Here is a 26,992-nt window from a genome sequence, read left to right as displayed (position 1 = left end):
CTTATATTTTAGTAGCGGACAGGAGGGTGAAGAGATTATGGTAAAGGCAGAAATTTTGAAGAAGGAAATTTTATCACAATACAAAAGTGTACGTCAGTTTGCAATTGAAATGCAGATTCCATACAGTACATTAGTAACAGCATTGGACAGGGGAATTGAAGGAATGGCATATGGAACCGTTATTAAGATGTGCGATAAGCTGAATCTGAATCCGGTCGATTTTTCTTCACTGGAAAGAGGCGCTGTTCTCGGCGAGAAGATTCTGGAGAATCGCGTAATGCAGTATTATGTAAAATTGAATAAAACAGGAAGAAAGAAAGTTCTCGATTTGATGGAAGACTATGTACAGTTGGAAAAATATCAGATAAAAGAATAAATGTAACTGTGAAGGTATTGAACAGTTACGAATAAATTGTTGCTAGGAAGCCGTAGGCTGAATAGTGACAAAAGAGGAGATATATTCATGCACTATGATTATTTGGTAGTAGGCGCGGGATTATTTGGCGCAGTGTTTGCCTGTGAGATGAATAAGCAAGGGAAAAAATGTCTGGTTATCGATAAAAGAGAGCATATTGCGGGTAACATCTATACTGAGGAAGTGTTAGGAATTAATATCCATAAATATGGAGCACATATTTTCCATACTTCTAATCAGGAGATATGGAATTATATCAATCAATATGCCACGTTCAATAGATTCGTGAATTCGCCGGTTGCCGTGTACAAGGAGGAACTTTATAATCTCCCTTTCAACATGAATACGTTTAGCCGGATGTGGAACGTGAAGACTCCTGCAGAGGCGAAGGGGAAGATCGCATCTCAGATTGCTGATCTGCACATTACAGATCCTAAGAATCTGGAAGAACAAGCGCTGTCTTTAGTGGGAACCGATGTATATGAGAAGTTGATTAAAGGCTATACCGAGAAGCAATGGGGCAAACCGTGTACTGAACTTCCGGCGTTTATTATTAAGCGTCTTCCGCTCAGATTTACCTTTGATAATAATTATTTCAATGATTTATATCAGGGAATACCGATAGACGGTTATACATCGATTGTGGAAAAGCTTCTAGAAGGAGTTGATACTCGCACCGGCACAGAATATAGGGAATTTATAAAGGCGAATGAAGAGACGAAGGAAATTACCTTCAATAAGGTGCTATACACGGGAATGATTGATGAGTATTTCGATTATAAGCTGGGAACCTTAGAATACCGTTCCCTTCGTTTTGAAGAAGAGCAGCTACCAGAGTGTGATAATTATCAGGGCAATGCGGTGGTGAATTATACAGAGCGTGAAGTTCCTTATACGAGAATTATTGAACACAAACATTTTGAGTTCGGATCTCAGCCGGGAACGGTTATTACTAAGGAGTATCCTGCCGAATGGCAGCCGGGGGATGAACCATATTATCCGGTGAATGATGAGCGTAATGATGCATTATTCAAAAGATATGAAGAGCTGGCCAGACAAGAGAAGAATATCTTATTCGGCGGCCGTCTGGGACAATATAAATACTATGATATGGATAAAGTGATTGCTCAGGCGCTTATTATGGTTAAGGAACAGAGAGAAGGCAGCGAAGAGTGAGTTGCTGATTATAAGAGGATAATTATTGGAAGTGTAAATTTCTGATAATTATCCTTTTACTATTTTAGTACGCTCAAATAATATGTTTATACCTTAGCCGCAAGCGGCCACGGTATGCTTTTTGCACACTCGCTTTGCTCGGCGCAGTATAATACCGTTAAGATATTATACTATCTCAATCTTTAAAATAAGTTGTTAAGGAGGTATTTAAATAAAGCTGAAAATAAAAACTTTGAAAATCAAACAAAAAAGTTCTTGAAAAAATAAAAAACAATGCTATAATAACTTTAAATACTTTGATATTCAAAATATTATAAAATCAAATGAAAGTCAAAGATAACTATTCAGTAGGCCTGAGCATTTACTGCGTGGGCCGTAAGAAGACGTAGAAAAGCAACCAAAAAGGAGTATTGTTTAAATGGCAAATAAAACTTGGGATGAAGCGATAAAAGATCTAGATGGACGCAGAGAAAAGGCCGCGCTGGGCGGTGGATTGGCTAAAATTGAAAAGCAACACCAAGGCGGCAAGATGACAGCGAGGGAAAGAATAGAAGTACTGATGGACCCAGAGACCTTCGTAGAGGTAGATGGTTTCGTGGAATCGAGAATCGATGATTTCGACCTGGACAAAAAACGTGTCCCGGGCGATGGCGTGGTAACAGGCTATGGAGAAATTGGCGGCCGTCTTGTATTTGTTGCCAGCGAAGATTTCACAGTAATCGGAGGAACTTTGGGAGAGTATCATTCCTATAAGATTTGCCGTATTCAGGATATGGCGATGGATATGAAGGCACCTCTTATCTGCATCAACGATAGCGGCGGTGCGAGAATTGAGGAAGGGATTGATTCCTTGAGCGGATATAGCGGCATGTTCTTGCGCCATACGAAAGCGTCCGGAGTAATTCCTCAGATTTCTGTTATTTTAGGACCCTGTTCAGGCGGAGCATGCTATGCACCTGCAATCTGTGACTTTATTTTCATGGTAAAAGATATCTCTAAGATGTTTATTACCGGGCCTAACGTGGTAAAGACAGTAATCAATGAAGAAGTATCCGTGGAGGAGCTCGGTGGTGCGGAAGTACATGCGAAGAAGAGCGGTGTATCCCATTTTACTTATTCCTCAGAGGCAGAGTGCCTTATGGGAGTGAGAAAGCTTCTTTCCTACCTTCCGGCCAATAATAAGGAAAAGGCTCCAATGGTAAAAAACATTAAAGAGAAGCCTTCAGTTCTGCTGAGTGTAAATAAGGTAATGGAGAAAGTAGGAGGTCTGAGCAAGTTCTTATCCCAGAAAGGGAAAGAAGAACCCTGTCGCATAAGAAATATTGTACCGGATAATTCCAGACGTGCCTATGATGTGAAGGAAGTGATGGAGTGTATCATTGATGAGGGAAGCTTCTTCGAGGTACAAAAGGAGTTCGCGCCAAATGTTGTGGTTGGCTGGGCTCGTATGGACGGTGAAGTAGTAGGCCTTGTAGGAAATCAACCGAATGTAATGGGAGGTTCCCTGGACTATCATGCTTCTGATAAATTAGCACGTTTTATCCGCTTCTGTGACTGTTTCAATATTCCGATCGTAACCCTTGTAGATGTTCCTGCCTTCTTACCGGGAACGGCACAAGAGCATAATGGGATTATAAGGCATGGAGCGAAGGTGTTGTACGCTTATTCGGAAGCGACAGTTCCGAAGATTTCACTCATTATGAGAAAAGCTTATGGTGGAGCGTACATAGCGATGAACTCCAAGGAGATGGGCGCAGATATGGTATTTGCATGGCCAATTGCAGAAATAGCTGTTATGGGTGGTGACGGAGCGGTAAATATTGCGTTTAAGAGAAAGATTAAAGAAGCGGAAGATTCCCAGGCAATGCGTGCACAGTGTAAGCAGGAGTATGAAGATCGTTTCTTGAATCCTTACGTGGCAGCGTCCAGAGGTTTTGTGAATGAAGTGATCAAGCCGGAAGAGACAAGGGAGAAGATCCTTAAGGCTTTAAAGGCACTTAGAAATAAATCGGTAGAGAGCCCATACAAAAAGCATGGAAATATACCGCTATAATAAAAAAGAGGGAAGGAAATACCACGATGATTTACCGGGGGAAGATATTTCCTAATAACAAAAATGCCGGAGTCTCCGGCATTTTTAATATGTAAATATTTATAATTTTAATATCTGGTTATCTGGTATAGCACCCATCAAATACTAGCAGTAATAATTGAACAACATTCCGCTATAAGCGCTCGTAATGTAAGGAGTAGCGAAGTTCTTCCCCGGATTCTTATATGCGACAATAGTCTTATCCGCATAATCCATAGGATTGAGAGATATTTGGTTCGTCTTTCTAAGAAGAGAGTTGGCGAAATTCTTAATGGAAGAAAAATCTTCTTTCGCATATTCGGATAAAACTGCTGTCTCTAATTCGTCTTTGTCTGCCCGGATGGTTCCGTTATCCTGAAGCTTTAGTCCGATAACATCGAAGCTGCTCTGGTAGTGGGCAGTAATTTTTTGCATTTCACCGAGTAACCGTTTCGTACCGATATAATGATTCGAATAGTTGGACATATTATCGATAAAAGAATTATAACTGGATAAAAGGTTGTTTATATTCTCGGTTAAAGATTCCACATCTGTTTTAAGACCAATAGTAGCGTTAGGCTCTTCTAAACCGGTAACGCCATTTAATGTAACTTCATAAAGATTGTTGATAATAAAATTATTTGACTTGGCAGTATGAGGCATCCCATTCAATAAGAATTCTGCATTGGAGGCAGGGCGTGCCAAATAATCTAACCCAAAGTAAGAAACGGAACCGGAGGTTTTGCTCGTGTGATCATCGGAAATAGTAAAGATAGAAGTTTCATCCTCTTTAAGTCCCTGAGAAACAGAAGTGAGACGTAGTGCACTATTTCCTTTTCCGTCCTCAACAACATCCGCACGAATTCCAATATCGGCATTGCTAATCAGCCTTGCAAGTCTTCCGTGAATATCGCGGTTTGTTTCACTCTCTTTTATATTATATTGAAATTCATAATTTAAATCTTGAATGCTAATATCGAAGGAATAAGTATCGGATGGAAGTTTTACCTTGGAATCGGGGAGAAATGTCCCGATATTAACCTGTCCCGAAGCCAAAGAAACTACTCCTATTTGATAAGAAGGAATCTCCTGAGTATCCGCATGTTCGGAAAGGTCACCAATATAAGAGACGGAAACCATATCCGGATTACTGGAATAAGCCACCTTCTTATTGAGAATCTGTTCCTCATCGAGACCGCCCAGGGAGACAATTGTATTGCGAAGTTGTCTGGCGTCCTCTTTCATGTTCACTGCAAATGTCTTGATTTCCTTATTGGTATCGAACTTATACAGAGGGGATTCTTTATTCAGCTTAACGATTGAATTATAGATATTGCGAAGTTCGCTCTTCTTATGCGTATCGAAGCTAGAAGACTTCTTCGGGCTATATGTAGTTAAATAATTATTATGTATGCTGTTAAGAATGGCGCCGTTATATGCCATAATATCCCCTCCTTTCTTCTATAATAAAGTAATTGATACCTAATCATAGTAAATTATAGTAAAAAGCCTGTAACATAGCAATGTACAGATTATACAAATATTGTCTCACAATTCACTCATAAATGCCATATCCATTTTGTAAAAAAAGCATTATAATAAAAAATAAAATTATTATATTATGAAACATATATCGGTTCAAAAAGGAAGAGAAGAAAGACATCATAATAAATAAAATAAAAAAGTGAAAAAATCGTGCAAAAACCGTTCAAAGCAGTTGACGGTGCGGATTTCTTATGTTATAGTATTCAAACGAGATTAGTTTTAGGTCTTTTTTTTATGCTCAAAAATTGGAGGAAAAATATATGCGTACGAGAATTACATTAGCATGTACAGAATGCAAGCAGCGTAACTACAATACAACAAAAGATAAGAAAACACATCCGGATAGAATGGAGACAAAAAAGTATTGTAGATTCTGCAAAACACATACTGCACACAAAGAAACTAAATAATTGGCCCGTAATTTTTGAAAGGAGTACAACATGGGAGATTCCGCAAAGACAGATAAAGCACCGAAGACAGATTTTTTCAAAGGTGTAAAAACTGAATTTAAGAAAATTACCTGGCCCGATAAAGATTCACTTCTCAAACAGTCGGTGGCGGTTGTGTGCATTTCCGTTATAGCGGGCACGATTATTGCTATCATCGATTTTATATTACAGTATGGAATCGATTTCTTGACGACGTTGTAGAGTGAGGGTGAATAAATGGCAGAGGCAAATTGGTATGTAGTACATACCTATTCCGGGTATGAGAATAAGGTCAAAGCCAATATTGAGAAGACAATCGAGAACAGACATCTGGAGGAAGAGATTCTTGAAGTTCGCGTTCCCATGCAAGATGTTGTGGAAATGAAGAACGGCGCCAAGAAGAACGTTCAGAAGAAAATGTTCCCGGGTTATGTCCTCATCAATATGGTGATGAATGATGACACATGGTATGTAGTCAGGAATACGAGAGGTGTAACAGGTTTCGTAGGTCCGGGAAGTAAACCGGTACCCCTTAGCGAGGCGGAAATGAAACCTCTTGGTATTAAAATGGAAAATATCTCAGTCGATTTCTCAGAGGGAGATACGATCGCTGTTGTAGCCGGTGTTTGGAAAGATACCATCGGTGTCGTACAAAGAATTGATTACGGCAAGCAGACAGCGACAATTAATGTGGAACTTTTCGGCAGGGAAACACCGGTCGAAATCGGTTTTGCAGAAGTGAGAAAAATGTAAATGTGAGAGTATTGAACAGTTACAATGATATTTATAATCGAAGGTTTCTTTCGATACTAAATATAAACAGCAACAGGAACGTTCTGAAGAATTCTTCGGAGCAGTGGGAGCAACGTCCGGCGTATTTTAGCAAGGATGGAGCGCCATACCACAATATTTTAGGAGGTAGCCAAAATGGCAAAGAAAGTAGAAGGATATATTAAGTTACAGATTCCGGCCGGCAAGGCAACACCGGCACCACCGGTTGGTCCTGCACTTGGACAGCATGGTGTTAATATCGTTGAATTTACGAAACAGTTCAACGCAAGAACAGCGGATAAGGGCGATGTCATTATTCCGGTTGTTATTACAGTATATGCAGATAGAAGTTTCAGCTTTGTGACAAAGACTCCGCCGGCAGCAGTTCTTCTTAAGAAGGCATGCAACTTGAAGTCAGGTTCGGCAGTACCGAACAAGACAAAGGTAGCTACGATTTCTAAGGACAAGGTTAAAGAAATCGCAGAGCTTAAGATGCCTGACTTGAATGCGGCAACTCTTGAATCGGCAATGAGCATGATTGCCGGTACTGCAAGAAGTATGGGTATAGCAGTAGAAGATTAATAACAAGCAAAAGTGGGAGGCAATGGAAATTGCCGATTGAACCATAGGAGGAATTGACAATGAAACATGGAAAAAAATATAATGAGGCTGCAAAACAGATAGACCGTAACGTTCAGTATGAGCCTGCAGATGCGATTGCTCTTGCAAAGAAAACCGCTACTGCAAAATTTGATGAGACAGTTGAAGTTCACATCAGAACAGGCTGTGACGGACGTCATGCTGATCAGCAGATTCGTGGTGCCGTTGTATTACCGAACGGTACAGGTAAAGAAGTAAAAGTTTTAGTATTTGCAAAAGGCGATAAAGTAGCAGAGGCAGAAGCGGCCGGAGCAGATTTCGTGGGCGGCGAAGAGCTGATTCCCAGAATTCAGAACGAAGGTTGGTTAGAATTCGACGTTGTTGTTGCAACTCCTGATATGATGGGTGTTGTAGGTCGTCTCGGCAAGGTTCTCGGACCGAAAGGTTTAATGCCTAACCCGAAGGCCGGAACAGTAACTATGGATGTGACCAAAGCTATTAGCGATATTAAAGCAGGTAAGATTGAATACAGATTGGATAAATCTAATATTATTCACGTGCCTGTAGGTAAAGCTTCCTTTACGGAAGAACAGTTATCTCAGAACTTCAATGCATTGATGGAAGCGATTATAAAAGCAAAACCATCAGCGCTGAAAGGTCAGTATTTGAGAAGTATTACACTTTCTTCCACAATGGGGCCTGGTGTAAAAGTAAGCGTTGCTAAATTCTAAGATACATCATGAGTAAAGTGTAACGATTCAGTAGGTCTGCGCATTTACTGCGCTGACCGTAAGAAAACATGGAATAGCAACTGAAAATCCCATCACCGAAGGTGATTTTAATGGATTTTCACAAAGCAATCTTTGCTTTTGGAACTGTGGAACAGTTTCATTAAAGTTTACATGAGGCTGCCGCACATTAAGTGCGACAGCCTTTTTGTCAATAGGAGCTGGTAGTGGATGAAGAAGATCCGTAGGAGAAAAAGACATATTTTGAATATTATGCTGACCTTCTGGTTGACGTTGGCGGGAGTAATTCTTGTCGGCACCGCAGGAATCCTGGTATATCGTGTCGTTGTGGGGCAGGAGGATGCGGAAGAATTCTCCCCTCTTAAGTTTACAGAAGTAGTTTCTCATATTTTTACAGAGAAGATACCCGAGGAAAAAGAGGCGGAGGCATTGGGTGAAAGCGGTTCGGGTGGCGGAAGATATGGTGAAGTTTTGTCAGATGAGGAATATATGAAGGACCATAATATCTATGCGAAGCAAACGGCATCGGAGGAGGAAGTGACCATATCCTTTGGCGGCGATATTCTTTTTGACCCTAATTACAGCGTGATGGCGAAGCTTTTGCAGAGAGGAAACGGAATCTATGACAGCATTGGAGCGGAGCTTTTGGAGGAAATGAAAAGTGCGGATATTCTAATGCTGAATAATGAATTCCCCTATTCCGATAAAGGTACACCAATTCCTGAGAAGCAGTTTACTTTCCGGGCGAAGCCGGAATCGGTAAGCCTTCTTGGGGATATGGGGGTGGATATCGTATCCCTGGCAAATAATCATGCTTATGATTATGGAGAAGCGGCTCTTCTTGATACATTGGATATTCTAACAGAGGCGGGAATGCCATATGTGGGAGCCGGGCGCAATCTGGAAGAAGCGGCAAAGCCTGTTTACTTCATTGCCAATGATATTAAAATAGCAATCGTATCGGCAACACAAATCGAGCGGCTGGACAATCCTGATACCAAAGGAGCAACAGACGTGTCAGCGGGAGTTTTCCGGTGTTTGCATCCTGATAAACTTCTAGAGGTGATACGAGAGACAAAAGAAAATAGTGATTTTGTAATAGTCTATATCCATTGGGGAACGGAAAACGTGGAACAACCCGATTGGCTGCAACTCGATCAGGCACCTAAGATCGTAGAGGCGGGGGCTGACTTAATCATTGGAGGTCATCCGCATTGCCTGCAACCCATCCAATATATCGATGGAGTACCGGTAGTCTATAGCCTGGGCAACTTCTGGTTTAATTCTAAGCAAGTGGATACATGCCTGGTGAAGGCGGCTATTGATGAAAATGGTCTGAAAAGTCTTCAGTTTATCCCGGCTCTACAAAAGGATAGCAAGACAGTGCTGTTAGAAGGTGGGGAAAAAGAGAGAGTGCTTTCCTATATGCGTGCAATTTCTCCGGGGGTGAACTTTGATTCGGATGGATATATTAATTGAAAAGTCAGTTAAAAATATAATCAAATTGCAGAAATATGCTTGACAATCTGCCAGGAGATATATTATAGTAATAAAGGTCGTTTTGACCATGCCGGAGACAGTAGGTGCTAAGCGGAAATGTAAAATTTCTGTGCGGCGTAAGTATATCGCCTACCGAGGAGAAGAGTTGATGTATGAACTATGACTTTAAACCTTTCTGTCTTCAGAGAGGTTTTTTTTGTAATAGGAAAGTGTGCCTATTACAGAAAATAGAATGCGCAGCTACGCGCGCGGAACAAAAGCTGTGCTATCAAGGTTTTAACCGCGAGAGTGTGTGAAGCACACTTTTGTTCTATATAAACTCCCATCGGCAAGAAGGAGGGCTATCGCCCTTACAAATCTATAAGGAGGTAAAAGAAGTGGCAAAAGTTGAATTGAAACAACCCATCGTAGAAGAGATTTCTGCAAACATTAAAGATGCGCAGTCAGTTGTTCTCGTTGACTACCGCGGACTTACGGTAGAACAGGATACAAGACTTCGTAAGCAGCTTCGTGAAGCAGGAATTACTTACAAGGTTTACAAGAACACGATGATGAATTTCGCGTTTAAAGGAACAGATTTCGAAGCTCTCGCTCCGTATCTCGAAGGTCCCAGTGCAGTTGCTATCTCTACAGAAGATGCTACGGCTCCTGCGAGAATATTATGCAAATTTGCGAAGGAAGCAAGCAAACTCGAAATCAAAGGCGGTGTAGTTGAAGGTGCTGCATATGATGCAAACGGTATTGCAGAAGTTGCAAAGGTTCCTTCCAGAGAAGAATTACTTTCCAAATTACTTGGAAGCATTCAGTCTCCGATCACCAACTTCGCTCGTGTCATGAATCAGTTGGCAGAAAAAGGTGGCGCATCCGCATGTGAAGCTCCTGCTGCAGAGGCAGTAGAAGAGACAGCGGCACCCGCTGAAGAAGTAGCAGCTCCGGTTGAAGAAGCTCCTGCTGAATAAATTCTTAGGAATAAATTCTAACAGAATTAAGACAAAGCGAATGAAACGAAGTTCTAACAAAATTTAAAATCAAACTTACAAAATTATAATGGAGGTAAATAAAAATGGCAAAATTAACAGCTCAGGAACTTATTGATGCTATTAAAGAGTTAACAGTTTTAGAATTAAATGATTTGGTAAAAGCTTGCGAAGAAGAATTCGGTGTATCCGCAGCAGCAGGTGTTGTAGTTGCAGCAGCAGGCGCTGGCGATGGTGCAGCAGCAGAAGAAGAAAAGACAGAGTTCGATGTTGAGCTTACAGAAGTAGGCCCTAACAAAGTTAAAGTTATCAAAGTAGTACGTGAAGCTACAGGACTTGGCTTGAAAGAAGCAAAAGACCTTGTTGATTCCGCACCTAAGATGGTAAAAGAAGCAGCTTCCAAGCAGGACGCTGAAGATATCAAAGCTAAACTTGAAGCAGAAGGCGCTAAAGTTACAATTAAATAATTGTTACGACTTGATAAGTGTATACTGTTAGTAAGATACGGCGGTATCCCGAAAGGGATGCCGTTGTTTTTATATATTAGGAATTCCTTCAGCATTCCTAATATATAAAGCACTCCGTGCAGGATGCGCAGCTCGCGGAAATGAAGGTTGCCGTAAACGGCACCGCTCGCGCGCGAAGAATCAGCAAGCCGATTCTTTACTTTACTAGGAATTCCTTGTTCATTCAATATATAAAGCACTCCGTGCAGGATGCGCAGCTCGCGGAAATGAAGGTTGCCGTAAACGGCACCGCTCGCGAAAATGAAATTTGCAGTGAACGGCATCACTCGCACGCGAAAAAGTTTATAAAAAAATCCTTGACGTTAGAAAATAGGTGTAGTACAATGGATGATGCACTATTGTGTTAAGGTGTGGATACTTTAATTTGAACGAAGGTAATTATTCAGTAAGTCTGCGCATTTACTATGCTGACCGTACGAATACGCGGAAAAGCAAGTGAAAATTAAGGAATCAGTTAGGAAATCACCAATCAGCAGTTTTAAAATCATAAAGAACGGGGTGAAATGTCAATGGAAAAGAACAGAATACGTCCTATTGCTTCAGGCAAGAACATACGTATGAGTTATTCACGGCAAAAAGAGGTTTTGGAGATGCCCAATCTTATAGAGGTTCAGAAGGACTCCTATAATTGGTTTCTCACGGAAGGCTTAAAAGAAGTTTTCGATGATATATCTCCAATTGCGGATTATAGCGGGCACCTAAGTCTGGAATTCGTCAGCTTCGAATTGTGTGAAGATGATGTTAAATATTCTATTGAGAAATGCAAGGAAAGAGATGCGACTTATGCGGCACCGTTGAAGGTTAAAGTTCGCCTTTATAATAAGGAAAAAGAAGAAATCAGCGAGCATGAAATTTTCATGGGCGATCTTCCTATTATGACTGAGACGGGAACCTTCGTAATCAATGGAGCGGAGCGTGTTATCGTTAGCCAGTTAGTTCGTTCTCCGGGAATCTATTATGCGATCGGACATGACAAGATCGGTAAGAGATTGTTCTCCTCTACTGTAATTCCTAATAGAGGTGCATGGCTGGAATATGAGACGGATTCCAATGATGTTTTTTATGTACGTGTAGATAGAACGAGAAAGGTACCGATTACTGTACTTATCAGAGCCTTAGGTGTTGGTACGAACGATGAAATCAGGGAGCTTTTTGGAGATGAACCCAAGATTGAAGCGAGCTTTGGAAAGGACACTTCTGAGAACTATCAGGAGGGTCTGTTAGAATTATACAAAAAAATACGCCCGGGTGAACCCCTGAGCGTAGAGAGTGCGGAGAGTTTAATTACCGCAATGTTTTTTGACCCCAGAAGATATGATTTGGCCAAAGTTGGAAGATATAAATTTAATAAGAAGTTAGCATTGAAGAATAGGATCAGACATCACGTTCTGGCAGAAGATGTTGTGGATGTGACGACTGGTGAGATTTTAGCGGAAGCCGGAGTGAGCGTAAGCGCGGAACTTGCAGATGTAATTCAGAATGCAGCAGTTCCTTATGTATATATTCAGACAGAAGAGAGAAATGTTAAGGTTCTCTCCAATATGATGGTAGAGCTTACGAATTTCGTGGATTGTGATCCCAGGGAATTCGGTATCCCAGAGCTCGTATACTATCCTGTGTTACAGCAGATTCTGGAAGAGTACAGCGATGATCCGGAAGCTCTTGCGGATGCTATTAAGAAGAATGTACATGAATTGATGCCGAAGCACATCACTAAGGAAGATATCATTGCTTCTATTAACTATAACATTCATTTGGAATATGGCATCGGTAACGATGACGATATCGACCATTTAGGTAATAGACGTATCAGAGCGGTGGGAGAGCTTTTACAGAATCAATATAGAATTGGTCTGTCAAGGCTTGAAAGAGTTGTTCGTGAGAGAATGACAACCCATGATGCAGAGGAGATTTCTCCTCAGGTGCTCATTAATATTAAACCGGTACAGGCAGCGGTGAAAGAATTCTTTGGTTCTTCACAGTTGTCCCAGTTCATGGATCAGAATAACCCTCTCGGTGAACTTACACATAAGAGGCGTCTTTCTGCATTAGGTCCGGGTGGTTTATCCAGAGATCGTGCCGGATTCGAGGTTCGTGACGTTCACTATTCTCATTATGGCAGAATGTGCCCGATCGAGACACCGGAAGGTCCTAACATTGGATTGATCAACTCTCTTGCTACTTATGCAAGAATTAATGAATATGGTTTTATTGAATCCCCGTACCGTATTATTGATAAAACGGATGTGGAGAATCCTCGCGTAACGGAAGACGTTATTTACATGACGGCAGATGAGGAAGACAACTATCATGTGGCGCAGGCTAACGAAGCGCTGGATGAAAAAGGCTATTTCGTAAGGAAGACGGTATCCGGACGTTATAAAGATGAAACATCCGAGTACCCTAAGGAAATGTACGAATATATGGACGTATCGCCTAAGATGGTATTTTCCGTGGCGACAGCACTCATTCCTTTCTTGGAAAATGACGATGCGAACCGTGCGCTGATGGGTTCCAACATGCAGCGTCAGGCCGTTCCTCTTTTGACGACAGAAGCTCCTGCCGTAGGTACAGGTATGGAACCGAAGGCTGCAGTTGACTCCGGCGTATGTGTGGTGGCGAGGAAGTCGGGTACGATTGATTATGTATCTTCGAGACTCATTAAGATGACTTATGATGATGGGGAAAGAGATGAATATCGTCTGACGAAGTTCTCAAGAAGTAACCAGTCGAACTGTTATAACCAGAAGCCTATCGTATTGAAAGGTAATCATGTGGAAAAGGGTCAGGTAATTGCAGACGGACCGTCCACAGCAGATGGTGAGCTTGCTCTTGGTAAGAATCCGTTGATCGGATTTATGACATGGGAAGGCTATAATTACGAGGATGCGGTTCTTTTGAGCGAAAGACTCGTACAGGAAGATGTTTACACTTCTGTTCATATAGAAGAATACGAAGCGGAAGCCCGCGATACCAAGTTAGGACCGGAAGAAATCACAAGAGACGTTCCGGGTGTGGGTGACGATGCGTTAAAAGATTTAGATGACAGAGGAATTATTAGAATAGGTGCAGAAGTTCGTGCCGGAGATATTCTCGTCGGTAAAGTAACTCCTAAGGGAGAGACAGAGCTTACAGCGGAAGAAAGACTGCTTCGTGCAATTTTCGGTGAAAAGGCGAGAGAAGTAAGGGATACTTCATTGAAGGTACCTCACGGCGAGTATGGTATTGTTGTGGATGCGAAAGTATTTACAAGGGAAAATGGCGATGAGTTATCCCCTGGTGTTAATCAGGCGGTACGCATTTATATTGCGCAGAAAAGAAAGATTTCCGTAGGTGATAAGATGGCAGGACGTCACGGTAATAAGGGTGTCGTTTCTCGTGTGCTTCCGGTGGAAGATATGCCTTATCTGCCTAATGGGCGTCCTCTCGATATCGTACTGAATCCTCTCGGTGTGCCTTCTCGTATGAACATCGGACAGGTACTTGAGATTCACTTGTCTTTGGCAGCGAAGGCTCTTGGCTTCAACGTTGCTACGCCGGTATTCGACGGGGCAAACGAAATTGATATTATGGATACTCTCGACTTGGCTAACGACTATGTTAACCTGGAATGGGAAGATTTTGAGAAGAAATATCACGATGAATTGCTTCCGGAAGTGGTGGAATATTTATCCGAAAATAGAGATCACAGAGCTCTTTGGAAGGGCGTGCCTATTTCCAGAGATGGTAAGGTAAGGCTACGTGATGGACGTACAGGAGAATATTTTGACAGTTCAGTAACAATTGGACACATGCATTATCTGAAGCTTCACCACTTGGTAGATGATAAGATTCACGCCCGCTCCACAGGCCCTTACTCATTAGTAACGCAACAGCCTCTCGGCGGTAAAGCACAGTTCGGTGGACAGAGATTCGGAGAGATGGAAGTATGGGCGTTGGAGGCATATGGTGCTTCTTATACGCTTCAGGAAATCTTAACTGTAAAATCTGACGACGTTGTAGGACGTGTAAAGACTTACGAAGCGATTATTAAAGGTGATAACATTCCTGAGCCGGGTATCCCGGAATCCTTCAAGGTACTTTTGAAGGAGTTACAGTCCCTTGGACTCGATGTCCGTGTACTTCGCGAAGATCAGAGTGAAGTGGAGATTATGGAGACCATCGACTTTGGTGACACAGATTACCGTTATGAGATAGAAGGAGATTCCAGAAATTACGATTATGAAAAGGAATCCTTCGGCGTTATGGGATATCAGAAGCAGGAGTTCGATGAAAATAGCGGAGAGCTCGTAAGTTCCGATGAAGAAGAGATAGAAGAAGACCTTGAGATAGAAGAAGTGGAAGAAGCGGAGTTTGCAGAGTCTTTTGGTGAGTAGATTCATTGCCGAATGACATCAATTATTACTAATGGGTAGGAAGCGCTCGCGAGTGAGGAATGCCCGTTAATAATATAATATCTGGAAGGAGTACCAAGAATGGCAGAAGCAAAACAGGAAATGTATCAGCCGATGACGTTTGATGCGATTAAGATTGGTTTGGCATCACCGGATAAAATCAGAGAATGGTCAAGAGGAGAAGTGACGAAGCCGGAGACCATTAACTATAGAACCTTGAAACCTGAAAAAGAAGGTTTGTTCTGTGAGAAGATTTTCGGACCCAGCAAAGATTGGGAATGTCACTGCGGTAAATATAAGAAAATCAGATATAAGGGTGTTGTCTGCGATCGTTGTGGCGTAGAAGTGACAAAAGCCAGCGTGCGAAGAGAACGCATGGGACATATCGAACTGGCAGCGCCGGTATCCCATATCTGGTATTTTAAAGGAATTCCCAGTCGTATGGGTTTAATCCTCGATTTATCCCCCAGAGTTCTTGAAAAAGTATTGTATTTCGCTTCTTATATTGTAATCGATAGCGGGGACACTGATTTGGAATACAAACAAGTGTTGTCCGAAAGGGAATATCAGGATGCGAGAGAGACTTGGGGCAGTAGATTTCGTGTAGGAATGGGAGCTGAGGCGATTAAAGAATTGCTTCAGGCCATTGAGCTCGAGACAGAAGCTACAGAGTTAAAAGCTGGCTTAAAGGAATCTACCGGACAGAAAAGAGCAAGAATTATTAAAAGATTGGAAGTAGTGGAAGCGTTCAGAGAGTCCGGCAACAGACCGGAGTGGATGATTATGGATGCGGTTCCGGTAATTCCTCCGGATTTACGTCCTATGGTTCAGCTTGACGGCGGACGTTTCGCAACCTCTGACTTAAATGACTTATATAGAAGAATTATTAATAGAAACAATCGTCTTAAGAGACTTCTTGAACTCGGAGCTCCCGATATTATCGTGCGTAATGAGAAGAGAATGCTTCAGGAGGCGGTAGATGCTCTGATTGACAATGGCAGACGCGGACGTCCGGTAACAGGCCCCGGTAACAGAGCTTTGAAATCCTTGTCCGATATGTTAAAGGGTAAATCGGGACGCTTCCGTCAGAACTTGCTCGGAAAACGTGTTGACTACTCAGGACGGTCCGTTATCGTCGTAGGACCTGAACTTAAGATTTATCAGTGCGGTCTTCCGAAAGAGATGGCAATCGAGCTGTTTAAGCCTTTTGTTATGAAGGAATTGGTGGGAAGAGGCATTTCTCAGAACATCAAGAATGCGAAGAAACTTGTGGAAAGATTGGATGGTCAGGTTTGGGACGTTCTGGAAGAAGTAATCAAAGAGCATCCGGTTATGTTAAACCGTGCTCCTACTCTTCACAGACTGGGTATTCAGGCATTTGAGCCTATCCTCGTAGAAGGTAAGGCAATTAAGCTTCATCCTCTTGTATGTACTGCGTTTAACGCGGACTTCGACGGTGACCAGATGGCGGTACATCTTCCTCTTTCTGTAGAAGCACAGGCGGAATGTCGTTTCCTTCTGCTTTCGCCTAACAACCTCTTGAAACCTTCCGATGGCGGACCTGTTGCCGTTCCTTCTCAGGATATGGTGCTCGGTATTTACTACTTGACGCAGGAGAGAGCGGGTGTCACAGGAGAGGGCAAGTTTTATAAGAGTGTAAACGAAGCGATTCTCGCATATGAAAATGGATTCTGTACCTTACATTCAAGAATTCATGTAAAAGTATCCAAGAGAAATGAAAATGGTGAAGAAGTAAGCGGCTACGTAGAGTCCACCTTAGGACGCTTTCTGTTTAACGAAATCCTTCCTCAGGATCTTGGATTCGTAGATAGAACGTTAGCGGAGAACTTTTTAAAGCCGGAGATAGACTTCCATGTAGGCAAAAAGCAGTTAAAGCAGATCCTTGAAAAAGTTATCAATACACATGGTGCATCCAAGACAGCAGAGGTGCTCGACTTAATTAAGTCTACCGGATATAAATATTCCACGAAGGCAGCGATGACAGTTTCCGTTTCCGATATGACAGTACCGGAGCAGAAGCAGGAAATGTTAAATGAGGCACAAAGGACGGTAGATAAGATTTCCCAGAACTACAGACGTGGTTTGATTACGGAAGAAGAAAGATATCGTGCAGTTGTCGAAACTTGGAATGAGACCGATAAAGAGTTGACAGAAGTTCTGTTATCAGGACTTGATAAGTATAACAATATCTTCATGATGGCCGATTCCGGTGCCCGTGGTTCCAATCAGCAGATCAAACAGCTTGCTGGTATGCGTGGACTTATGGCTGATACGACAGGTAGAACGATCGAGCTTCCTATCAAATCGAATTTCCGTGAGGGATTGGACGTTTTGGAGTATTTCATGTCGGCTCACGGTGCCAGAAAAGGTCTGTCGGATACGGCGCTTCGTACGGCTGACTCCGGTTACCTTACAAGACGTATGGTTGACGTTTCACAGGAACTCATTATCCGCGAAGTGGATTGTTGCGAAGGCAAAGAAGAGATTCCGGGAATGGTCGTTAAGGCGTTCATGGATGGTAAAGAGACGATTGAAGGCTTGAAAGACAGAATCAACGGCAGATATGCTTGCGAAGATGTAAAAGATAGAGATGGTAATTTCATTGTAAAGAAAAACCATATGATTACACCTAGCCGTGCATCGAGAATTCTCGATATCGGTGTGGATGAAAAGGGAGAACCGATAGAAGCGGTGAAAATCCGTACGATTCTTACCTGTCGTTCCCATAACGGTATTTGTGCGAAGTGTTACGGTGCTAATATGGCTACCGGTGAAGCGGTACAGGTAGGCGAAGCGGTAGGTATTATTGCGGCACAGTCTATCGGTGAGCCGGGTACACAGCTTACGATGCGTACCTTCCATACCGGTGGTGTTGCGGGTGACGATATTACTCAGGGTCTTCCCCGTGTCGAGGAACTTTTCGAGGCGAGAAAGCCTAAGGGTCTTGCAATTATTGCGGAATTCGGCGGCATCGCGACAATTAAAGATACGAAGAAGAAGAGAGAAATCGTTATTACGAATGAAGAAACAGGGGAAACGAAGACTTACCTTATTCCTTACGGATCCAGAATTAAGATTCTTGACGGAACGGTATTGGAAGCCGGCGACGAGTTGACAGAAGGTAGCGTTAACCCCCATGACTTATTGAAGATTAAGGGTGTTCGTGCCGTTCAGGATTATATGCTGCGCGAAGTACAGCGCGTATACCGTTTACAAGGTGTTGATATCAGTGATAAGCATATTGAAGTCATTGTACGTCAGATGCTTAAGAAGATTCGCATTGAAAATAACGGAGATGCAGATTTCTTGCCGGGAACGCTAGTTGATATTCTCGAATACGAGGATATCAACGATAAGCTGATCGAGCAAGGCAAGGAGCCGGCGGATGGCAAGCAGGTAATGTTAGGTATTACCAAAGCAGCGCTTGCTACCAATTCTTTCTTATCGGCGGCATCTTTCCAGGAGACGACTAAGGTTCTTACCGAGGCGGCAATCAAAGGAAAAGTCGATCCTCTCATCGGCCTGAAAGAAAACGTTATTATCGGTAAGCTGATTCCGGCAGGAACCGGTATGAAGAGATATCGTAGTACGTCTCTCGATACGGATAATAATCTGCTCGATACCATTTCCTTTGATGAAGATGGAATGTTCGATGACGGAATGTCTTTAGGTGAATTATATATAGAAGAAGACAGTCTGCAGGAGATAGAAAGTTAAGCGTATAGAGCGATAACTCGATCACTTCGAATAAATTCAAAGAATTTAAAATAAGTTAAAAAAAATATATTGACAATGCATCTGCAAGCACTTATACTAACAAAGTGTGCATGTAGGTGCATTTTCTTTTTTTGTCATTTTACAAAAGAAAGAAAGCCTTGCCACAGAAGAAACTTATCAGTTTATACCACAGGAGGTGAAACAGAATGCCAACATTTAACCAGTTAGTAAGAAAAGGACGTCAGACATCAGAAAAGAAGTCAACAGCACCTGCTCTTCAGAAGAGCTATAACTCTCTTCATAAGAAAGCAATCGAGACTTCTTCTCCTCAGAAAAGAGGTGTTTGTACAGCTGTTAAGACAGCAACTCCTAAGAAACCTAACTCAGCCCTTAGAAAAATCGCCAGAGTACGTCTTTCTAACGGAATTGAAGTAACAAGCTATATTCCGGGAGAAGGCCACAACTTACAGGAGCATAGTGTTGTTCTTATAAGAGGCGGTAGAGTAAAGGACTTACCGGGTACAAGATATCATGTTATCAGAGGTACACTTGATACTGCGGGAGTCGCTAACAGAAGACAGGCTCGTTCCAAATACGGAGCTAAGAGACCTAAGGCTGGTAAATAATTAGGATTTTTGTACCACAACAGAACTAATTTGTGTTGGAATTCTGTAAGAAGCATGATTTATTCGTGTTATTGCGCTTCACTGCGTTAAAAATGCCTATTATTCAGGCCTATAGAAAACCGCACGAACACATTTGTAGGTGAGTACCGTTGAATTATCAATTCATTTATTAAAATTTTAATAAATGGAGACTAATAAGGAGGGAAGAATCGTGCCGCGTAAAGGACATATTCAAAAAAGAGATGTATTAGCAGACCCTTTATACGAAAATAAGGTAGTAACAAAGCTTATCAACAACATTATGTTGGATGGTAAGAGAGGTGTTGCTCAGAAAATCGTATATGGAGCGTTTGCGACAGTAGAACAAAAAGCAGGTAAGCCGGCTATTGAAGTTTTCGAGGAAGCTATGAACAATATTATGCCTGTACTCGAAGTAAAAGCAAGACGTATCGGTGGTGCTACTTACCAGGTTCCGATTGAGGTAAGAGCGGAGAGACGTCAGGCGTTAGCACTTCGTTGGTTAACATTGTATTCTCGTAAAAGAGGCGAGAAGACGATGCAGGAAAGATTAGCAAATGAAATCCTTGATGCTTCTAATAGCACAGGTGCATCCGTTAAGAAAAAAGAAGATATGCACAAAATGGCAGAGGCTAACAAAGCATTTGCTCATTATAGATTCTAAAGGAGGAATAACCCTTGGCTGGAAGAGAATATCCATTAGAGAGAACCAGAAATATCGGTATTATGGCTCATATTGATGCGGGTAAGACAACTTTGACTGAACGTATCTTATTCTATACCGGTGTTAATTATAAGCTTGGTGATACTCATGAAGGTACTGCTACCATGGACTGGATGGAACAGGAGCAGGAAAGAGGTATTACGATCACATCAGCCGCTACAACTTGTCACTGGACGTTGCAGGAAGCCGGGAAAGCAAAACCAGGCGCTCCGGAACATCGTATCAACATTATCGATACGCCAGGACACGTTGACTTTACAGTAGAAGTTGAACGTTCGCTTCGTGTACTCGATGGCGCTGTCGGCGTATTCTGTGCAAAAGGCGGCGTAGAGCCTCAATCTGAAAACGTATGGCGTCAGGCTGATACCTATAACGTACCGAGAATGGCATTTATTAATAAGATGGACATTTTAGGTGCAAACTTCTACGGAGCAGTAGACCAAATCAAAACAAGACTTGGTAAGAACACTATCTGTATCCAATTACCAATCGGTAAAGAAGATGATTTCAAAGGAATCATTGATTTGTTTGAAATGAAAGCATATATCTATAACGATGATAAGGGCGAGGACATTTCTGTCGGAGATATTCCGGACGACATGAAAGATGACGCAGAGCTCTATCGTGCAGAGTTAGTAGAAAAAATCTGCGAATTAGATGATGACTTGACAATGATGTATCTGGAAGGAGAAGAACCTTCCAATGAGCAGTTAAAAGCAGCTCTCAGAAAGGGAACCTGTGAATGTACAGCAATCCCTGTATGCTGTGGTACTGCTTACAGAAATAAAGGTGTTCAGAAGCTTCTTAACGCCGTACTTGAGTTTATGCCTTCACCGATAGATATTCCGGCGATTAAAGGTACGGACCTTGATGGCAATGAAGTGGAAAGACACTCTTCTGATGAAGAACCTTTCTCGGCACTCGCATTTAAGATTATGGCTGACCCGTTTGTAGGTAAGCTTGCATTCTTCAGAGTTTACTCCGGTACAATGAACTCCGGTTCTTACGTACTGAATGCGACAAAAGATAAAAAAGAACGCGTTGGACGTATCTTGCAGATGCATGCGAATAAAAGAGCGGAACTCGATAAAGTTTACTCCGGTGATATCGCTGCAGCAGTAGGATTTAAAGTAACAACGACAGGTGATACTATCTGTGATGAACAGCATCCTGTAATTCTTGAGTCCATGGAATTCCCTGAACCGGTTATCGAGCTCGCAATCGAGCCTAAGACGAAAGCAGGACAGGGTAAAATGGGTGAAGCTTTGGCAAAACTTGCAGAAGAAGATCCTACCTTCCGTGCACACACCAATGGAGAAACCGGACAGACGATTATCGCAGGTATGGGAGAGCTCCATCTTGAAATCATCGTAGACAGACTTCTTCGTGAGTTCAAGGTAGAAGCGAATGTAGGTGCTCCTCAGGTTTCCTACAAAGAGACGTTTACAAATGCTGTGGAACAGGATTACAAATATGCAAAACAGTCTGGTGGACGTGGACAGTACGGACATTGTAAGGTTAAATTTGCTCCTATGGATCCTAACGGTGAAGAAATCTTCAAGTTCGAGTCTACAGTTGTCGGCGGTGCTATTCCGAAGGAATACATTCCTGCTGTTGGCGCGGGTATTGAAGAAGCTTCTAAGGCCGGTATCCTTGGCGGATTCCCTGTACTCGGTGTACACGCTAATGTTTATGACGGTTCCTATCATGAAGTTGACTCCTCTGAAATGGCTTTCCATATTGCAGGTTCCATGGCATTCAAGGAAGCTATGAAGAAAGCGAACCCGGTATTGTTAGAGCCTATTATGAAGGTAGAAGTTACTATGCCTGAAGACTACATGGGAGATGTTATTGGTGATATCAACTCTCGTCGTGGACGTATTGAAGGTATGGATGACATCGGTGGAGGTAAGCTCGTAAGAGGTTATGTTCCCCTTGCTGAAATGTTCGGCTATGCTACTGACTTACGTTCCAAGACACAGGGACGCGGTAACTACTCTATGTTCTTCGAGAAATATGAGCAAGTACCGAAGAGTGTACAGGAAAAAGTCTTGGCAGCTAAGGCAAAATAAAGGTAACCGAACTGTTACACAAATTGTGCTTGAAAAACTCGGTGTTATTTAATATAATCAAAGATAACCGAGTTAATCGAAAAATATAAAATGATCTTCATAACAAATTAAAGGAGGACTTTAGAAATGGCTAAAGCTAAATTTGAAAGAAACAAACCCCATTGTAATATTGGAACCATCGGTCACGTTGACCATGGTAAAACAACTTTAACAGCAGCGATCACAAAGACACTGAATACAAGATTAGGTACAGGTCAGGCTGTTGCATTCGACATGATCGATAAGGCTCCGGAAGAAAGAGAACGTGGTATCACGATTTCTACTTCTCACGTTGAGTATGAATCTGAAAAAAGACACTACGCACACGTTGACTGCCCTGGCCATGCCGATTATGTAAAGAACATGATCACAGGTGCTGCTCAGATGGATGGTGCTATCCTCGTTGTTGCTGCTACTGACGGTGTTATGGCTCAGACAAAAGAGCATATCTTACTTTCCCGTCAGGTAGGCGTTCCTTATATCGTAGTATTCATGAACAAATGCGATATGGTTGATGACGCTGAGCTTCTTGAATTAGTAGAAATGGAAATCAGAGAATTATTGTCCGAGTATGAATTCCCGGGCGATGACACACCAGTTATTCAGGGTTCTGCTCTGAAAGCATTAGAAGATCCTAACAGCGAATGGGGCGACAAGATTCTTGAGCTTATGAAATCTGTTGACGAATATGTTCCGGACCCGGTACGTGACACAGATAAGCCTTTCCTTATGCCTGTCGAAGACGTATTCACAATCACAGGACGTGGTACAGTTGCTACAGGACGTGTTGAGCGTGGTACACTTCACATCAACGAAGAAGTTGAAGTTGTTGGTATTAAAGAAGAGACAAGAAAAACTGTTTGTACAGGTATCGAAATGTTCCGTAAGATGCTTGACGAAGCTTATGCTGGTGATAACATCGGTGCGCTTCTTCGTGGTATTCAGAGAACAGATATCGAAAGAGGTCAGGTTCTCTCCAAACCCGGTTCTGTAAAATGCCATAAGAAATTTACAGCTCAGGTTTACGTTTTGACAAAAGACGAAGGTGGACGTCATACTCCTTTCTTCAACAACTACAGACCTCAGTTCTATTTCAGAACAACTGATGTAACTGGCGTATGTGATTTACCGGAAGGTACAGAAATGTGCATGCCTGGTGATAACATTGAGATGACAATCGAATTGATTCATCCTATCGCTATGGAGCAGGGTCTTACTTTCGCTATCCGTGAAGGTGGACGTACGGTTGGTTCAGGCCGTGTTGCTACAATCATTGAGTAATCAATAATAAAATTAGATTTTATGGAGCTTTCCGAGATTTTCGGGAAGCTCCTTTTTCGTGGAAAACCCCGGTGTTAATGCCGCAGAATTCAAAGTAATATTAAAAAATAAATAAAGTGCGCACATTTGATATGATTCTAACGTTAAACATTATGAAAGGAGGTTTTAAGCGAGTTCATGGACATAGAGGAACAATATGACAAAATTTATCGATATTGCTACTTCAAATTACGGGAGCAAAATGTAGCGGAAGATATTACGCAACAAACCTTCTTGCTTTTTATTGAAAGCGATACATATAGGAATACAGGACAGGAATTGCAGTATCTGTATACAATAGCCCGAAATCTTTGTATCGACGAATATAGGAAGATGGTTTGGGAGTGTTTGCCTGAAGAAATTGAAGAACATGGTGAGGAAGAAAAATTGGTCACTTCGATAGCAGTAAAGGCGGCACTGGCTGAATTAAAGGAGGAGGAACGGGAATTGGTACTCTTAAGATATGTAAATGAGGTCCCGGTGTCTATTATCAGTAAATTATTGGGAATATCGAGATTTGCAGTTTATCGTAGGACAAGGGAGGTTTTGAAAGTACTTCGAAATAAACTCAGGAAGGAGGACTTTTTATGAAAACTAAAATGAAGAAAGCATTAAAAGATGCGTTTGAAGTCCCAAAGCCGCAGAATAAGCAGGCATTTATGAGGAATATAAAGCAGCCGGAGATGAGTTATTCTCGGTTTGTATTAGTTCAGGCCTCCTATATAAGGAAATGGGTATGGGGATTATCATTTGTGATATTTACAGTAGCTTTAGTCGGCGGCAGCTTTATGAAAATAAATGTAATGTGGCTGTTATCGGCAATGGTACCGTATTTGGCAGTATCTTTCATTGGAGAAAGTATCCGCTCAGAAATTCATGGTATGGCAGAATTAGAAATGGCTTCAAGATTTTCATTAAAAAGTGTAGTATTGGCCCGTATGGGAATTCTGGGAGTGTCCAATTTGGGACTATTATGCTTACTTGCAGCGTTGGGACATATGGATGAAATCCATACGATATTTCAGACAGGGGTGTATCTGTCGGTATCATATCTTCTGACTGCTGCGGGAGGCTTATATATTGTTCGTAAAATTCACGGAAAAGAATCTGCCTATTTGAGCATGGGATTTGCAGTCATTATTAGCTTGCTCCCTATGATTAACAGATATATGGAAGCTTTTTTTTATCAGCAAAGATTATTTGGATGGTGGATTTTTGCATTTATTGTGCTTTTATTTATAGCTATATCTGAATTTCAAAAAATGATAGAAAGAACGGAGGAACTTACATGGAACTTATCATAGACAGATTATCAAAGCAATATGGAAGTAAGATTGCAGTAGACAGGATCTCACTTGGATTAAAAGCGGGGGTATATGGATTACTCGGTGCAAATGGCGCCGGAAAAACCACATTGATGCGGCTGCTGTGTGGTATTTTAAAACCCACTAGCGGAAGTATTTCAATGGACGGATCTGATGTTTCCACCGAGGAATACCGATCTAAGCTAGGATATCTTCCGCAGGATTTTGGATATTATCCCAATTTTACAGGAGAAGATTTCCTGTTATATATGGCGGCTTTGAAAGGACTGAATAAGTTGCAGGCAAAGAGAAGGACGGCGGAATTACTAAAAGTAGTTGCATTACAAGATGTGGGTAAAAAGAAGATAAAAACTTATTCAGGAGGTATGAAACAACGGTTGGGAATAGCACAGGCGTTGCTGGGGAATCCGAGGTTATTGATTTTAGATGAGCCAACCACGGGGCTCGATCCCAAGGAACGGGCAAGATTCAGGAATTTGATTGCAGAACTGGGGAAAGATAATATTGTTTTTTTGTCCACACATGTGGTATCGGATATTGAGCATATTGCGGATACTATTTTAATAATGAAAGACGGAGAGCTTATCTATCAGGGAAAAAGGGAGGAACAGCAAGGAGGTTTGGAGCAGTTCTATTTAAAGCAGTTTGAGGAGGGGAATCATGACTAACTTTACGATGTTGTACAAATATGAATTAAAAAAGATATTGCGGCGAAAAATTGTGTGGGTGTCTACTGCAATTATACTTATTATTATTGCTTTTACGATTGCAGCCTCTCTTTTGGGAACTTGCTATGCAGATGGAGTGGAAATAGATACGAACTATCACATGTTTCATGTAGATAAAGAGTATCAGCAAAGCCTGGATGGCAGAGTGATAGATCAGGCTTTGCTCGAAGAGATGAAAGCAGGATATGACAAAATACCTTCTGGCACGGAAAAATATACTTTAATGAAAGAGTACCAAATATATGCCCGCCCGTATAGCGCCATATTTAATTTTGTCAGAAGCACAACGGGTATGGATGTCTCTGAAACAATGCAATGGACTGCAGACGAGCAGGATATGTATGCAAAGCGGCAAGCCATGATGGAAAGAAAATGGGATAGCTATTTGTTATCGCAAAGAGAAAAAGACTTTTGGAAAGAGCAGGAAATGAAAATTGAATGGCCATTGAAGTTCCGATATAAGGAAGGATATTGGCAGCTTTTTGATTGCTTAAGTACAATAGGATTGATGTCTCTTTTTGCAATTACAATCAGCCTTTCCGGTGTATTCCCGGAAGAACATACAAGAAAAACGGATCAGTTGATTCTAAGCAGCAGATTTGGAAAGAAGGATATTTATTGGATAAAATTGCTTGCCGGAATAAGCTTTACACTTATGATATCGCTTCTATTTACGATGGTATCATTCGGAATATCCTTTGCGCTGTACGGGATGGAAGGTTTTTCATCAGCATTTCAGTTAATGTGGGCGGATTATTCTTACCCGATTAGTGTGGGAGAAGCAATCTTTATTTCTTATGGTATGATGGTGGCGGCCTGTATTATAACAGGTGTGTTCGTCATGGTTCTGTCCGAACTGTTGCGCAACAGTATTGGTACACTTGCATTGGTAATGGGTATGATTATATTGTCCATGTTCCTCAACATACCGGTGCAATACCGTGTGATATCACAACTATGGAGTTATCTTCCCGGTGAATTTATTGCGGTATGGAGTATTTTTAATCCGCAAGCTGTATCGGTATTTGGAAAAATCTGCGTATCATGGCAAGTTGTCCCCGTAATATATTTGCTTATTAGCGGAGTGATTTCCTTTATGGGAAAAAAGATATATATGGATTATCAATATGAATGAATCTAAGATTTTCTGCATTCATGAAAAATAGGGGAAGAATGTTGACGAAGAAGTACGGGTATGGCATTATAATATAGAAAAGGCAAGTGAAGGTACTGAACAGTTACAGATATT

22 protein-coding genes and 1 other annotated feature are annotated in these 26,992 nt (G+C 41.8%); of the genes, 21 read left to right on the top strand and 1 reads right to left on the bottom strand.

Features of this window, described 5'->3' with window-relative positions; translation table 11 throughout:
* The first annotated feature begins 37 nt into the window (after window positions 1-37).
* From RBB56_RS06235 to RBB56_RS06225, 3 genes are all read left to right on the top strand, one after another.
* Window positions 38-376, top strand: a complete 339-nt coding sequence (locus tag RBB56_RS06235; RefSeq protein WP_306721519.1) for a transcriptional regulator — start codon at window positions 38-40, stop codon at window positions 374-376.
* A gap of 87 nt (window positions 377-463) precedes the next feature.
* Window positions 464-1,591, top strand: a complete 1,128-nt coding sequence (gene glf / locus RBB56_RS06230) for a UDP-galactopyranose mutase (RefSeq protein WP_306721518.1) — start codon at window positions 464-466, stop codon at window positions 1,589-1,591.
* A gap of 418 nt (window positions 1,592-2,009) precedes the next feature.
* Window positions 2,010-3,644 (top strand): acyl-CoA carboxylase subunit beta, encoded by a 1,635-nt coding sequence (locus RBB56_RS06225; RefSeq protein WP_306721517.1) that lies wholly within the window; start codon window positions 2,010-2,012, stop codon window positions 3,642-3,644.
* A gap of 144 nt (window positions 3,645-3,788) precedes the next feature.
* On the opposite strand, the gene fliD is transcribed toward RBB56_RS06225, so the two are convergent.
* Window positions 3,789-5,105 carry a flagellar filament capping protein FliD gene (gene fliD / locus RBB56_RS06220; protein ID WP_306721516.1) on the bottom strand — a complete coding sequence of 439 codons (1,317 nt, stop codon included), beginning with the start codon at window positions 5,103-5,105 and terminating at the stop codon, window positions 3,789-3,791.
* 362 nt (window positions 5,106-5,467) lie between these two features.
* On the opposite strand from fliD, the gene rpmG reads away from it, so the two are divergent.
* The 18 genes from rpmG to RBB56_RS06130 all read left to right on the top strand — a co-directional run bounded on the left by rpmG (window position 5,468) and on the right by RBB56_RS06130 (window position 26,878).
* Window positions 5,468-5,617 carry a 50S ribosomal protein L33 gene (gene rpmG / locus RBB56_RS06215; protein ID WP_306721515.1) on the top strand — a complete coding sequence of 50 codons (150 nt, stop codon included), beginning with the start codon at window positions 5,468-5,470 and terminating at the stop codon, window positions 5,615-5,617.
* Between the two features lie 30 nt (window positions 5,618-5,647).
* Entirely contained in the window at window positions 5,648-5,857 is a 210-nt protein-coding gene (gene secE, locus RBB56_RS06210) for a preprotein translocase subunit SecE (protein WP_306721514.1), read from the top strand.
* A gap of 15 nt (window positions 5,858-5,872) precedes the next feature.
* A complete protein-coding gene (gene nusG, locus RBB56_RS06205) occupies window positions 5,873-6,388 on the top strand; it encodes a transcription termination/antitermination protein NusG (protein WP_306721513.1) in 516 nt (171 codons plus the stop codon).
* A gap of 174 nt (window positions 6,389-6,562) precedes the next feature.
* Window positions 6,563-6,988 (top strand): 50S ribosomal protein L11, encoded by a 426-nt coding sequence (gene rplK / locus RBB56_RS06200; protein ID WP_306721512.1) that lies wholly within the window; start codon window positions 6,563-6,565, stop codon window positions 6,986-6,988.
* 59 nt (window positions 6,989-7,047) lie between these two features.
* Window positions 7,048-7,737 carry a 50S ribosomal protein L1 gene (gene rplA, locus RBB56_RS06195; RefSeq protein ID WP_306721511.1) on the top strand — a complete coding sequence of 230 codons (690 nt, stop codon included), beginning with the start codon at window positions 7,048-7,050 and terminating at the stop codon, window positions 7,735-7,737.
* 228 nt (window positions 7,738-7,965) lie between these two features.
* The gene (locus tag RBB56_RS06190) at window positions 7,966-9,234 is read left to right on the top strand and encodes a CapA family protein (RefSeq protein WP_306721510.1); all 1,269 of its coding nucleotides are present in this window, start codon (window positions 7,966-7,968) and stop codon (window positions 9,232-9,234) included.
* A gap of 73 nt (window positions 9,235-9,307) precedes the next feature.
* Window positions 9,308-9,461 (top strand) — a sequence feature (ribosomal protein L10 leader region).
* A 171-nt stretch (window positions 9,462-9,632) separates the two neighbouring features.
* Window positions 9,633-10,214, top strand: coding sequence for a 50S ribosomal protein L10 (gene rplJ / locus RBB56_RS06185; protein ID WP_306721509.1), 582 nt, complete (start codon window positions 9,633-9,635; stop codon window positions 10,212-10,214).
* A 104-nt stretch (window positions 10,215-10,318) separates the two neighbouring features.
* The gene (gene rplL, locus RBB56_RS06180) at window positions 10,319-10,699 is read left to right on the top strand and encodes a 50S ribosomal protein L7/L12 (protein WP_306721508.1); all 381 of its coding nucleotides are present in this window, start codon (window positions 10,319-10,321) and stop codon (window positions 10,697-10,699) included.
* Between the two features lie 569 nt (window positions 10,700-11,268).
* The gene (gene rpoB / locus RBB56_RS06175) at window positions 11,269-15,135 is read left to right on the top strand and encodes a DNA-directed RNA polymerase subunit beta (protein ID WP_306721507.1); all 3,867 of its coding nucleotides are present in this window, start codon (window positions 11,269-11,271) and stop codon (window positions 15,133-15,135) included.
* Between the two features lie 99 nt (window positions 15,136-15,234).
* Window positions 15,235-18,891 (top strand): DNA-directed RNA polymerase subunit beta', encoded by a 3,657-nt coding sequence (gene rpoC, locus RBB56_RS06170; RefSeq protein ID WP_306721506.1) that lies wholly within the window; start codon window positions 15,235-15,237, stop codon window positions 18,889-18,891.
* A gap of 206 nt (window positions 18,892-19,097) precedes the next feature.
* On the top strand, window positions 19,098-19,517 hold the full coding sequence (rpsL, locus tag RBB56_RS06165; RefSeq protein WP_306721505.1) for a 30S ribosomal protein S12: 420 nt from the start codon (window positions 19,098-19,100) through the stop codon (window positions 19,515-19,517).
* A 211-nt stretch (window positions 19,518-19,728) separates the two neighbouring features.
* A complete protein-coding gene (gene rpsG / locus RBB56_RS06160) occupies window positions 19,729-20,199 on the top strand; it encodes a 30S ribosomal protein S7 (RefSeq protein ID WP_306721504.1) in 471 nt (156 codons plus the stop codon).
* Window positions 20,200-20,213: 14 nt separating this feature from the next.
* Window positions 20,214-22,331, top strand: coding sequence for an elongation factor G (gene fusA, locus RBB56_RS06155; protein ID WP_306721503.1), 2,118 nt, complete (start codon window positions 20,214-20,216; stop codon window positions 22,329-22,331).
* 126 nt (window positions 22,332-22,457) lie between these two features.
* Window positions 22,458-23,651, top strand: a complete 1,194-nt coding sequence (tuf, locus tag RBB56_RS06150; RefSeq protein WP_306721502.1) for an elongation factor Tu — start codon at window positions 22,458-22,460, stop codon at window positions 23,649-23,651.
* Between the two features lie 177 nt (window positions 23,652-23,828).
* Window positions 23,829-24,281 carry an RNA polymerase sigma factor gene (locus RBB56_RS06145; RefSeq protein ID WP_306721501.1) on the top strand — a complete coding sequence of 151 codons (453 nt, stop codon included), beginning with the start codon at window positions 23,829-23,831 and terminating at the stop codon, window positions 24,279-24,281.
* Window positions 24,278-24,994, top strand: a complete 717-nt coding sequence (locus tag RBB56_RS06140; RefSeq protein WP_306721500.1) for a hypothetical protein — start codon at window positions 24,278-24,280, stop codon at window positions 24,992-24,994. The genes RBB56_RS06145 and RBB56_RS06140 overlap by 4 nt, the downstream gene beginning before the upstream one ends.
* Complete coding sequence (locus tag RBB56_RS06135; RefSeq protein WP_306721499.1) at window positions 24,979-25,683, top strand: ABC transporter ATP-binding protein; 705 nt, start codon at window positions 24,979-24,981, stop codon at window positions 25,681-25,683. The genes RBB56_RS06140 and RBB56_RS06135 overlap by 16 nt, the downstream gene beginning before the upstream one ends.
* Complete coding sequence (locus RBB56_RS06130; protein WP_306721498.1) at window positions 25,676-26,878, top strand: ABC transporter permease subunit; 1,203 nt, start codon at window positions 25,676-25,678, stop codon at window positions 26,876-26,878. Before RBB56_RS06135 ends, RBB56_RS06130 begins: the two co-directional genes overlap by 8 nt.
* Window positions 26,879-26,992 lie beyond the last annotated feature (114 nt).

Origin of the sequence: Kineothrix sp. MB12-C1, from assembly GCF_030863805.1 — a bacterium.
Lineage (GTDB): Bacteria > Bacillota > Clostridia > Lachnospirales > Lachnospiraceae > Kineothrix.
The sequence above is the reverse complement of the archived record's forward strand: the minus strand, read 5'-3'. Positions and strand labels throughout refer to the sequence as shown.